Origin of the sequence: Sodalis sp. RH21 (assembly GCF_047324175.1) — a bacterium.
In the GTDB taxonomy this organism is placed as follows: domain Bacteria; phylum Pseudomonadota; class Gammaproteobacteria; order Enterobacterales; family Enterobacteriaceae; genus Acerihabitans.
Genome location: NZ_CP178732.1, coordinates 268,283 through 280,184, shown reverse-complemented (window position 1 = coordinate 280,184; position 11,902 = coordinate 268,283). Strand labels below are relative to the sequence as shown.

General features: G+C 53.6%; 6 protein-coding genes, 3 tRNA genes and 4 rRNA genes. 4 read left to right on the top strand and 9 right to left on the bottom strand.

Going from position 1 to position 11,902, the window contains the following annotated elements:
• Window positions 1-95: 95 nt before the first annotated feature.
• Together ACL2XP_RS01350 and ACL2XP_RS01345 are read left to right on the top strand one after the other, a co-directional pair.
• Window positions 96-1,385 (top strand): MFS transporter, encoded by a 1,290-nt coding sequence (locus ACL2XP_RS01350; RefSeq protein WP_413736790.1) that lies wholly within the window; start codon window positions 96-98, stop codon window positions 1,383-1,385.
• A gap of 180 nt (window positions 1,386-1,565) precedes the next feature.
• Window positions 1,566-2,249, top strand: coding sequence for a GntR family transcriptional regulator (locus ACL2XP_RS01345; RefSeq protein WP_413736789.1), 684 nt, complete (start codon window positions 1,566-1,568; stop codon window positions 2,247-2,249).
• 89 nt (window positions 2,250-2,338) lie between these two features.
• On the opposite strand, the gene ACL2XP_RS01340 is transcribed toward ACL2XP_RS01345, so the two are convergent.
• Window positions 2,339-3,097 (bottom strand): alpha/beta hydrolase, encoded by a 759-nt coding sequence (locus ACL2XP_RS01340; RefSeq protein ID WP_413736788.1) that lies wholly within the window; start codon window positions 3,095-3,097, stop codon window positions 2,339-2,341.
• Window positions 3,098-3,266: 169 nt separating this feature from the next.
• Here ACL2XP_RS01340 and ACL2XP_RS01335 point away from each other — a divergent pair, with 169 nt between their 5' ends.
• Window positions 3,267-3,713 (top strand): MarR family winged helix-turn-helix transcriptional regulator, encoded by a 447-nt coding sequence (locus ACL2XP_RS01335; protein ID WP_413736787.1) that lies wholly within the window; start codon window positions 3,267-3,269, stop codon window positions 3,711-3,713.
• A 193-nt stretch (window positions 3,714-3,906) separates the two neighbouring features.
• On the opposite strand, the gene rrf (ACL2XP_RS01330) is transcribed toward ACL2XP_RS01335, so the two are convergent.
• From rrf (ACL2XP_RS01330) to ACL2XP_RS01300, 7 genes are all read right to left on the bottom strand, one after another.
• Window positions 3,907-4,022: ribosomal RNA gene (rrf, locus tag ACL2XP_RS01330) — 5S ribosomal RNA — on the bottom strand.
• 35 nt (window positions 4,023-4,057) lie between these two features.
• Window positions 4,058-4,133, bottom strand: a tRNA-Thr gene (locus tag ACL2XP_RS01325).
• Window positions 4,134-4,182: 49 nt separating this feature from the next.
• Window positions 4,183-4,298 (bottom strand): 5S ribosomal RNA (rrf, locus tag ACL2XP_RS01320).
• A gap of 205 nt (window positions 4,299-4,503) precedes the next feature.
• Window positions 4,504-7,591 (bottom strand): 23S ribosomal RNA (locus ACL2XP_RS01315).
• A gap of 437 nt (window positions 7,592-8,028) precedes the next feature.
• Window positions 8,029-8,104, bottom strand: a tRNA-Ala gene (locus ACL2XP_RS01310).
• Window positions 8,105-8,309: 205 nt separating this feature from the next.
• Window positions 8,310-8,386 (bottom strand) — tRNA-Ile (locus tag ACL2XP_RS01305).
• A 73-nt stretch (window positions 8,387-8,459) separates the two neighbouring features.
• Window positions 8,460-10,002: ribosomal RNA gene (locus ACL2XP_RS01300) — 16S ribosomal RNA — on the bottom strand.
• Together the 16S, 23S and 5S rRNA genes with 3 tRNA genes alongside form the textbook arrangement of a ribosomal RNA operon.
• A gap of 467 nt (window positions 10,003-10,469) precedes the next feature.
• Here ACL2XP_RS01300 and ACL2XP_RS01295 point away from each other — a divergent pair.
• Window positions 10,470-11,021: a gamma carbonic anhydrase family protein gene (locus ACL2XP_RS01295; protein ID WP_413736786.1), complete on the top strand. Its 552-nt coding sequence runs from the start codon at window positions 10,470-10,472 to the stop codon at window positions 11,019-11,021.
• 56 nt (window positions 11,022-11,077) lie between these two features.
• On the opposite strand, the gene aroE is transcribed toward ACL2XP_RS01295, so the two are convergent.
• Window positions 11,078-11,896, bottom strand: coding sequence for a shikimate dehydrogenase (gene aroE / locus ACL2XP_RS01290; RefSeq protein WP_413736785.1), 819 nt, complete (start codon window positions 11,894-11,896; stop codon window positions 11,078-11,080).
• Window positions 11,897-11,902 lie beyond the last annotated feature (6 nt).

Sequence of the window (11,902 nt, the reverse complement as noted above, 5' to 3'; positions counted from 1 at the left end):
CACCTACGATGGGCGATGAATGCAATCATCGCCCCCTCTGACTATCCCTGCAGAAGACAGAGTACATTATCAGCATAATACCGAGTGGAGTTCTTATGTCCAAAAATTTACGCTGGGCCATTGTGTTCTTGTTAGCGCTGGTTTACATGATCAATTATCTGGATCGTGTTGCCTTATCTATTACCGTGCCAATGATAGAAAAAGATTTAACGCTTAACGCCGAGCAGTTCGGTATTATTTTCGGCAGTTTCTTTTTTGGTTATGCCATATTTAATTTCATCGGCGGCCTGGCGGTCGATAAATTCGGCCCAACCGCGGTAATGGCCGCGGCAGTAGGCCTGTGGTCAATATTTTGCGGTATGACCGCTATCGCCACCGGTTTTTATTCCATGCTGATCCTGCGCATCCTGTTTGGCATGGCGGAAGGGCCTATTTGCTCGTCGGCCAACAAGATGATCAACGGTTGGTTCCCCAAGAAACAGGCGGCCACGGCGATGGGATTGCTTAGCGCGGGCTCGCCCTTGGGCGGCGCGGTAGCCGGACCGATTGTGGGCTATTTGGCGTTGGCGTTCGGCTGGCGTCCGGCCTTTATGATTATTGGGGCTATCGGTATTGTCTGGATGGGGATATGGCTGTTTGCCGTAGCGGATAATCCGGCTAAAAGTAAACGAGTGAGCGCGGAAGAAAAAGCGTTAATCGAACAGCTTAAAGTCGAAACTCATTCCGCTGAAGAAGAATTAGCACAAGCTAAACATGGCCTGGGGTTTTATTTACGCCAGCCAATTATACTGGCCACTGCCTTTGCATTTTTTTGCTACAACTATATTTTGTTTTTCTTCCTGAGCTGGTTCCCTTCTTATTTAGTTCAAGCCCATGGCCTGAATATTAAAGAAATGAGCCTGACCACGGTTATTCCCTGGATTGTCGGTTTTATTGGTTTAGCCCTGGGCGGCATGGTGTCGGATAAAATTTTCAAGGTGACCGGCAAGCTCTTATTGTCGCGTAAGATCGTCCTGGTGGTTTGCCTGCTGGCCGCGGCCGCGTGCGTGGCGTTGGCGGGCACCGTCACCAGCGTGGTGCCCGCGGTGATCCTGATGTCGGTATCCATCTTCTTTCTTTATCTTACCGGCGCCATCTACTGGGCCATTATTCAGGATGTGGTGCATAAATCGAAGGTAGGCAGCGCCAGCGGTTTTATCCACTTGGTCGGGAGCGTTTCGGGCATCGTCGGGCCGGTGGCCACCGGGTTTATCGTACAAAATACCGGTAAGTTCGACAGCGCGTTTTTGTTAGCCGGCGGTATTGCGGCGCTGGGAGCCATATTAGTGTTTTTTGTGGTGAAAGCGCCAAAGCAGGCCGCTGGCGTTTCGCTGCGGCAATCATGATTAATCAGCCTCGCATGAGGCTGATTAATGGTGCTATAGCTTGCAATAACCGGCGATAAGAAAATTCCTGCTATCGGCGGCGTATCGGCGGCGCCGATACGCCGGAGTCCCCTTACCATGTTATTATGGAATCAATATGCCGGCACGAGACGGATAGCCGGCTAACAGGAGATAATCCCGGTGCGCGAATTTATATTAACCAATGGCGAACCCCTGAATCAGCAGATTTACCGGTATTTACGCCAGAATATCGTGTCCTGCCAGATTAAACCTGGCACTTATCTTTCTGAAAAAGAGATGTCGTCCAATTTTAATGTTTCGCGCCAGCCCGTCCGCGAGGCTTTTATCAAGTTGGCCGAGACCGGCCTGGTGCAGGTATTACCCCAGCGGGGAACCTTCGTTAGGAAAATATCATCCAAGCTGGTAATTGAAGGCCGTTTTATCCGGGAAGTGATTGAAACCGCGATTGTGCGGCGGGCGGCGCTGGAAGTGACGCCGGAGTATTTGCAATTGATGGAACATAACCTGAGCCGTCAAGCCCTGACGACCAGCGCAGATCAGCAGCAAGAGTTTCTTATCCTGGATGATGAATTCCATTTATTGATCTCCCGAGCCGTCGATTGTCAGCTGGCATGGGAAACCGTGGAAAATATTAAGGCCGCCATGGACCGGGTGCGTTTTTTGACCCTGAATGAGGTGTCGCCGCCCAGTTTATTATTGGTGCAACATCAGGCGATTGTTGATGCAATCAAAGCCCACGATCCCCAGGCCGCCGAGCATGCGATGCGTAATCATTTACAAGAGATGATCCGTTCAATAAAAATTATTGAAGGGCAGAACAGCGAATGGTTTGAAAGCGAATAGCCGACCGCGTTTGTTAATCCTGCATGGATATAGGCCGCTGGATGCGGCCTGGTGTGATGATGGGCATCTCTGCGTCCCGCGAGTGAAGCTTACTGGGATAAGCTTTGCGCCGCTTTTTCGATAAACGCCGCTATCTCTTGTGGTTGGGAGGCATACACCGCGTGGCTGCCTTTTACTTCCACAACGTTGCTGTGCGCGCGTTTAGCCATAAACCGTTCCAGATCGGGATTAATGGCCCGATCCTGCGTGGCCACTACGGCCCAGCTTGGTTTGGTTTTCCAGGCCGGCTCTGCCGCGGCGGTTGAGAAAATAGCCGCGGCCGGCATGACCTGTGACCGGGCCATAAAATCGGCCTGGCGGGCGGGCAGGTCGGCGGCGAAATCGGCATGGAACAATTCAGGCTTCAGATAGAGAAAATGGTCGCTGGTTTGCGTTATGCCTTGAGTGGCCGCGGGGATTTTGGCTGCCAGGCCGGCCAGCGTATCGCCTTTTTCCGGCTGGAAGGCGGCGATATATACCAGTCCCGCAACGGAGGGGTCCTGTCCCGCTTCGCTGATAATAAAACCACCATAGCTATGTCCAACCAGCAGGGATTTGCCCTGCTGTTGGCTGAGGATGCGCCGGGTGGCGGCGACATCATCGGACAGCGATGTTTGCGGTTCCTGCACAATTGAAACATGGTAGCCCGCTTTGTCCAGAATACGGGTAATCGCTTCCCAGCCCGAGCCGTCGGCAAAAGCGCCGTGCACCAGAACAATATTTTTTACCGGGCTTGCCAGTGCGGCGCCTTGCGCCCCGAAGGCCAGGGCCAAGCCGGCAGCGATTATGGTCAGCGTTTTCTTAAACATTTTTGTTTCCTCAATGAGCCGTTGGAGTAATATTTCATTTATCGCGATAAATTATATTGCGATAAATATATCACTGCCCAATTAAGTGTCAAGCTATTTGTTCTCGCGATAGATAACAGCATCCAGCTGGTGGTATGATGGCAGCAGTCCGACGTTTAAGGAGAATTTCGTGGCATATCGTCCCCGCCTGGCGGAGCAATTATGTTATTCCATTTATTCCACTTCCATTGCCATCAAGCGGCTTTATAAGCCGCTGCTCGATGCGATGGGGATAACTTATCCGCAATATTTGGTGCTGAATGTTTTGTGGGAACGGGGCAAGTTGCCCATAGGCGGTATCGGCGAGACGCTGGCGTTAGAAACCAGTACCTTGACGCCGTTGCTTAAGCGGCTTGAAGGGGAAGGGTTTATCGAGCGCGTGCGTAATCCCCAGGATGAGCGGCAGGTGATGATCTCTATTACTGAAAAAGGGAAGCGGCTGGAGGATGAGTCTTTATGTCTGTCCCAGATGTTGTTCAGCAGTTCGGAAATGGAGCTTGCACAGTTGCAGCGGCTCAATCAGGAGCTCATCTCGCTGCGGGATAATATTGTGCGCCATCATGGTGGTTCAGACTAGGATTGGGCTGGGTGCCGGTTTGACCGGCTAGGGTTTGGCCGGCTGGAGCGAGGCCCGGTGCGCGGTGGGTTTAGCGCACCGGGGGGGGCGCGGGCGCATTTCAGCTCCGTGAAGCACAACGTCTTTCCGGCGGGCCGGTTTTTGCAGCAAATGAAAAAGCCCTCTGTTTTCACAGAGGGCTTATCAATTGGATGCCTGGCAGTTCCCTACTCTCGCATGGGGAGACCCCACACTACCATCGGCGCTACGGCGTTTCACTACTGAGTTCGGCATGGGGTCAGGTGGGACCACCGCGCTAGTGCCGCCAGGCAAATTCTGTATTTACCGAACTCTACCGTCTAAACTGGTGCTGATACCCAGAGTCGAACTGGGGACCTCACCCTTACCAAGGGTGCGCTCTACCAACTGAGCCATATCAGCGCTTAAGTCGTTATTAACAACGCTGTGTAGGCGTTGGTACTAAATGGATGCCTGGCAGTTCCCTACTCTCGCATGGGGAGACCCCACACTACCATCGGCGCTACGGCGTTTCACTACTGAGTTCGGCATGGGGTCAGGTGGGACCACCGCGCTAGTGCCGCCAGGCAAATTTCTCGTCTCATCCTGAGACTCGCCCTGCGGGCCAGCGCTGTGCGCTGTACAAAATTGCTCCCGGCAATTTTGTCATTTCCCCTGTGCAAGGCCAACGCTCCGCGTTGTTGACAGCCCGTCCGTGTTTCGACCGGCTGCTGGTTATATCTTCCGTTACAAGCTGAAAATTCTTTCGTCTCTTAAACATCTTAGGTGTTGTAAGGTTAAGCCTCACGGGTCATTAGTATCGGTTAGCTCAACGCATCGCTGCGCTTACACACCCGACCTATCAACGTCATCGTCTTTAACGTCCCTTCAGGTGACTTAAAGCCACAGGGAAGACTCATCTCGAGGCAAGTTTCCCGCTTAGATGCTTTCAGCGGTTATCTTTTCCGCACGTAGCTACCGGGCAATGCCATTGGCATGACAACCCGAACACCAGTGGTGCGTCCACTCCGGTCCTCTCGTACTAGGAGCAGCCCCTCTCAATCTTCCAACGCCCACGGCAGATAGGGACCGAACTGTCTCACGACGTTCTAAACCCAGCTCGCGTACCACTTTAAATGGCGAACAGCCATACCCTTGGGACCTACTTCAGCCCCAGGATGTGATGAGCCGACATCGAGGTGCCAAACACCGCCGTCGATATGAACTCTTGGGCGGTATCAGCCTGTTATCCCCGGAGTACCTTTTATCCGTTGAGCGATGGCCCTTCCATTCAGAACCACCGGATCACTAAGACCTGCTTTCGCACCTGCTCGAGCCGTCACTCTCACAGTCAAGCTAGCTTATGCCTTTGCACTAACCTCACGATGTCCGACCGTGATTAGCTAACCTTCGTGCTCCTCCGTTACTCTTTAGGAGGAGACCGCCCCAGTCAAACTACCCACCAGACACTGTCCTCGACCCGGATCACGGGCCGGAGTTAGAACATCAAACATTAAAGGGTGGTATTTCAAGGTTGGCTCCATGCAGACTGGCGTCCACACTTCAAAGCCTCCCACCTATCCTACACATCAAGGCTCAATGTTCAGTGTCAAGCTATAGTAAAGGTTCACGGGGTCTTTCCGTCTTGCCGCGGGTACACTGCATCTTCACAGCGAGTTCAATTTCACTGAGTCTCGGGTGGAGACAGCCTGGCCATCATTACGCCATTCGTGCAGGTCGGAACTTACCCGACAAGGAATTTCGCTACCTTAGGACCGTTATAGTTACGGCCGCCGTTTACCGGGGCTTCGATCAAGAGCTTCAGCTTGCGCTTAACCCCATCAATTAACCTTCCGGCACCGGGCAGGCGTCACACCGTATACGTCCACTTTCGTGTTTGCACAGTGCTGTGTTTTTAATAAACAGTTGCAGCCAGCTGGTATCTGCGACTGGCTTCGGCTCGGGGAGCATGTCCCTCCACCTAATGCCAGCGTGCCTTCTCCCGAAGTTACGGCACCATTTTGCCTAGTTCCTTCACCCGAGTTCTCTCAAGCGCCTTGGTATTCTCTACCTGACCACCTGTGTCGGTTTGGGGTACGATTCGATGTGACCTGGAGCTTAGAGGCTTTTCCTGGAAGCGTAGCATCAATTCCTTCACCACCGTAGTGGCTCGTCGTCACGCCTCAGTGTTGAATAAAAGAGCGGATTTACCTGCTCTTTCCACCTTCACGCTTGAACCGGGACAACCGTCGCCCGGCGAACCTAGCTTTCTCCGTCCCCCCTTCGCAGTCACACCCAGTACAGGAATATTAACCTGTTTCCCATCGACTACGCCTTTCGGCCTCGCCTTAGGGGTCGACTCACCCTGCTCCGATTAACGTTGAACAGGAACCCTTGGTCTTCCGGCGAGCGGGCTTTTCACCCGCTTTATCGTTACTTATGTCAGCATTCGCACTTCTGATACCTCCAGCAGCCCTCACAGGCCACCTTCGCAGGCTTACAGAACGCTCCCCTACCCAACGGACATATCCTTAAAACGCCTGCGGTGTCCGGTCGGGACAACATGATGGTTCGTAAACATCGCCGTGAATACGTCCTTGTAGGCTCGTTCCACGCCATCCCTGGCGTGGACGGTTTACTCTCCCATCACCCTGTCCCGCCCCTTTTGACTGACGTTATCCACGTCATCAAGCGCTTTAAGTGATATGTCCGCTGCCGCAGCTTCGGTGCATGGTTTAGCCCCGTTACATCTTCCGCGCAGGCCGACTCGACCAGTGAGCTATTACGCTTTCTTTAAATGATGGCTGCTTCTAAGCCAACATCCTGGCTGTCTATGCCTTCCCACATCGTTTCCCACTTAACCATGACTTTGGGACCTTAGCTGGCGGTCTGGGTTGTTTCCCTCTTCACGACGGACGTTAGCACCCGCCGTGTGTCTCCCGTGGTAACATTCTTCGGTATTCGCAGTTTGCATCGGGTTGGTAATCCGGGGTGGACCCCTAGCCGAAACAGTGCTCTACCCCCGAAGATGAATTCACGAGGCGCTACCTAAATAGCTTTCGGGGAGAACCAGCTATCTCCCGGTTTGATTGGCCTTTCACCCCCAGCCACAAGTCATCCGCTAATTTTTCAACATTAGTCGGTTCGGTCCTCCAGTTAGTGTTACCCAACCTTCAACCTGCCCATGGCTAGATCACCGGGTTTCGGGTCTATACCCTGCAACTTGACGCCCAGTTAAGACTCGGTTTCCCTACGGCTCCCCTAAACGGTTAACCTTGCTACAGAATATAAGTCGCTGACCCATTATACAAAAGGTACGCAGTCACCCTGATAAATCAAGGCTCCCACTGCTTGTACGTACACGGTTTCAGGTTCTGTTTCACTCCCCTCGCCGGGGTTCTTTTCGCCTTTCCCTCACGGTACTGGTTCACTATCGGTCAGTCAGGAGTATTTAGCCTTGGAGGATGGTCCCCCCATCTTCAGACAGGATATCACGTGTCCCGCCCTACTCATCGAGCTCACAGCCATTGCACCTTCGGATACGGGGCTATCACCCTGTGTTGCCGGACTTTCCAGACCGTTCTCCTGATGCAAAAGCTGATGGTGACTCTGGGCTGTTCCCCGTTCGCTCGCCGCTACTGGGGGAATCTCGGTTGATTTCTTTTCCTCGAGGTACTGAGATGTTTCAGTTCCCTCGGTTCGCCTCGATACGCTATGGATTCACGTAACGATAGTGCAACGAATTGCACTGGGTTTCCCCATTCGGACATCGCCGGCTGATAGCGCTTCATATCAGCTCACCGGCGCATTTCGCGGATTAGCACGTCCTTCATCGCCTCTGACTGCCTAGGCATCCACCGTGTACGCTTAGTCACTTAACCTCACAACCCTAAGATGTCTGTCTTTTCTGTCCGACGGGCTGCGCGACTTCATGGCGGCGTTGCCCCGGTACTCGAAATCCTCATGGACAGACAGTCCACTGCGGTTTCTCCGTGCCGGGCGCCTTGCCCTGTAATCGCTCGCACCGTCTAGCCTCAGCGTGGTCAAAAAACCGCACCTTGGCGACAGAGAAAGTATCAGATGTTGCCATCGACACGGCAACAACTTGGATTTGCTTATTTGAGAGACTCGCATACTGATTTTGCTCAGCATGGTATTTCAAATTTTCAGCTTGTTCCGGATTGTTAAAGAGCGGTATTTCGCAGCATACTCGTTAGAGTGTGCTCTGAAATAAACAAGAAAAACCAGACAATCTTACCTATCCCTTCCTTAGACACAGGCCGTAAACATATGTCACAAACGCAGGCCCTGAAGGAAATGGTGGAGCTAAGCGGGATCGAACCGCTGACCCCCTGCGTGCAAGGCAGGTGCTCTCCCAGCTGAGCTATAGCCCCAAGTCGTTAAAACCTCGTAATACCGGCCAGTCTTTTCCACGAAAAAATCACCGGGCACCATAAAGGATACACAGCAATTGAACATCGGGATAAGGGACAGCACGATAGCCAGTTCGCTTAGCCGCAGACAGTTTCGGCGCGAGTAACGCAGTGTGCGTGAGCACATGGGTCACGCCGCGGTGAAAATGACCAGGGTAAGTAGAACTGGTAGGCCTGAGTGGACTCGAACCACCGACCTCACCCTTATCAGGGGTGCGCTCTAACCACCTGAGCTACAAGCCTATAGAAGGTTTTTCTTGCTCGTTACAGTTATCAGACAATCTGTGTGGACACGTCACAATGAGGCATCTTTCAGTAAGGAGGTGATCCAACCGCAGGTTCCCCTACGGTTACCTTGTTACGACTTCACCCCAGTCATGAATCACAAAGTGGTAAGCGCCCTCCCGAAGGTTAAGCTACCTACTTCTTTTGCAACCCACTCCCATGGTGTGACGGGCGGTGTGTACAAGGCCCGGGAACGTATTCACCGTGGCATTCTGATCCACGATTACTAGCGATTCCGACTTCATGGAGTCGAGTTGCAGACTCCAATCCGGACTACGACGCACTTTGTGAGGTCCGCTGGCTCTCGCGAGTTCGCTTCTCTTTGTATGCGCCATTGTAGCACGTGTGTAGCCCTACTCGTAAGGGCCATGATGACTTGACGTCATCCCCACCTTCCTCCGGTTTGTCACCGGCAGTCTCCTTTGAGTTCCCACCATTACGTGCTGGCAACAAAGGATAAGGGTTGCGCTCGTTGCGGGACTTAACCCAACATTTCACAACACGAGCTGACGACAGCCATGCAGCACCTGTCTCAGAGCTCCCGAAGGCACATTCGCATCTCTGCAAACTTCTCTGGATGTCAAGAGTAGGTAAGGTTCTTCGCGTTGCATCGAATTAAACCACATGCTCCACCGCTTGTGCGGGCCCCCGTCAATTCATTTGAGTTTTAACCTTGCGGCCGTACTCCCCAGGCGGTCGATTTAACGCGTTAGCTCCGAAAGCCACGGCTCAAGGCCACAACCTTCAAATCGACATCGTTTACAGCGTGGACTACCAGGGTATCTAATCCTGTTTGCTCCCCACGCTTTCGTACCTGAGCGTCAGTCTTCGTCCAGGGGGCCGCCTTCGCCACCGGTATTCCTCCAGATCTCTACGCATTTCACCGCTACACCTGGAATTCTACCCCCCTCTACGAGACTCTAGCCTGCCAGTTTCAAATGCAGTTCCCGGGTTAAGCCCGGGGATTTCACATCTGACTTAACAGACCGCCTGCGTACGCTTTACGCCCAGTAATTCCGATTAACGCTCGCACCCTCCGTATTACCGCGGCTGCTGGCACGGAGTTAGCCGGTGCTTCTTCTGCGAGTAACGTCAATGATAGGCGCTATTAACCCCTACCCCTTCCTCCTCGCTGAAAGTGCTTTACAACCCGAAGGCCTTCTTCACACACGCGGCATGGCTGCATCAGGGTTTCCCCCATTGTGCAATATTCCCCACTGCTGCCTCCCGTAGGAGTCTGGACCGTGTCTCAGTTCCAGTGTGGCTGGTCATCCTCTCAGACCAGCTAGGGATCGTCGCCTAGGTGAGCCATTACCTCACCTACTAGCTAATCCCATCTGGGTTCATCCGATGGCGTGAGGCCCGAAGGTCCCCCACTTTGGTCTTGCGACGTTATGCGGTATTAGCTACCGTTTCCAGTAGTTATCCCCCACCATCAGGCAGATCCCCAGACATTACTCACCCGTCCGCCGCTCGCCGGCAAAGTAGCAAGCTACTTCCCGCTGCCGCTCGACTTGCATGTGTTAGGCCTGCCGCCAGCGTTCAATCTGAGCCATGATCAAACTCTTCAATTAAAAGCTTGATGCTCAAAGATTGTCATACTGTTAATCTTTTGAATTACCGTATGTCACTCTTCAAGACTTGGTATTTTGTGTTTCGATACCGTCTTGTGAGTGCCCACACAGATTGTCTGATAAATTGTTAAAGAGCAGTGCGCCGCTATAATCAGTCTGGCGCGAGGTGGCGTATATTACGCTTTCCTCTTTCAGTGTCAAGCCCTTTAGGCCCGCGTTCTGACTCGTTTCCTGGCGCTGCGATGTTGCTCACAGTCCCGGTCGATGGAGGCGCATTATAGGGATACGTTTATTTTGCACAAGCGTTTTTTGATCTTTTCTGATCGACTGGTTATTTTTCAGCCCTTCTGCACCGATCTTGGGCGATCTCTTATCAAAAAATGAACATTTACCGGATCGAAGGGGTTGTAATCACTGACATAGCGACGCTAGAGTCAGTAAAAATAGATCGGCTTAAGGTTAACATTATGTCGGAATCATCAAAATCTTTGCGTCCCTTTCAAAAAACCTTCCCGATCCTCGGCCACAGGATCATGATCGATCCTTCCAGCGTGGTGATTGGCCAGGTGAATCTGGGTGATGACGTCAGCATCTGGCCGCTGGTCGCCATTCGCGGTGATGTCAACCGGGTGCTTATCGGCGCCCGCACCAATATTCAGGATGGCAGCGTCCTGCACGTTACCCATAAATCCGCCGCCAACCCGCAGGGCAATCCGCTGATTATCGGCGAGGACGTCACCGTAGGCCATAAAGCCATGCTGCATGGCTGCACTATCGGCAGCCGGGTCCTGGTGGGCATGGGATCGATTTTGCTGGATGGGGTCGTGGTGGAGGACGAGGTGATGATTGGCGCCGGCAGCCTGGTGTCGCCAGGTAAGCGCCTGGAAAGCGGGTATCTTTATCTCGGCAGCCCAGCCAGGAAAGCCAGGGCGCTGACGCCGGCGGAAATTACCGGTTTGACCTATTCGGCCAGTAACTATGTCCGCTGGAAAGATGAGTACCTGGCCCAAGGCCGGTAGCACGCCCGGCCCCACCGCGCCGCGTCAATGCGCCGCGGCACGATCCTGTACGCCACTCAGGCGGCGAGCTCGCCGCGCAGTTGCGCCAGGACCGGAGCGATATCGGGCAGCACGCCGTGCCATAACATAAACGAGAAGGCGGCTTGCCCCACCAGCATGCCGAGGCCATCGGCATATCGCGAGGCCCCCTGCTGCGCGCTCCACCGCAAAAACGGCGTCGGCCCGCGCTGATAAAACATATCGTAACAGCGTACCGCCGGCGTAATCAGCGCCGGCGCCAGCGCGGGAACTTCGCCGTGGACGCCTGATGTGGTAGCATTAATGATAAGATCAAAATCCGGCGCGGCCAGTTCGCTGAGCGGCCGTGCGCTGATATCTCCCACATGCTGGTAAAAAGACACTAATTCCTGCGCGCGTTTAAAGGTGCGGTTAGTGAGCGTTATCGTGCAGCCACAGGAAAGCAGCGGCAGGATGACGCCGCGCGCCGCGCCGCCGGCGCCGACCAGCAAGATTCGGCTGTCCGGGTCGATCAGGGCGAGCCGCTGCAAATCGGTCAGCAGGCCGATGCCGTCGGTGTTATCGCCCAACAACGCGCCGTCGGTTTGTTTTTTGACGGTATTCACCGCACCGGCCTGGGAAGCCCGCTCGGTTAGCTGATCGCACAGCGCGAAAGCCCGCTCTTTAAACGGCATGGTGATATTTGCCCCGGCGCCTCCCTCGGCGAAAAAGGTCCGCAGGGTTTGTTCAAACGTATCATGGGGGGCCAATACCCGCCCATAAGGATGGGCAATACCGGTTTGCGCCGCAAACAGCGCATGGATATGCGGCGATTTGCTGTGGTTTATCGGATTACCAAAAACGGCGTAAGAATCCATAGCCCA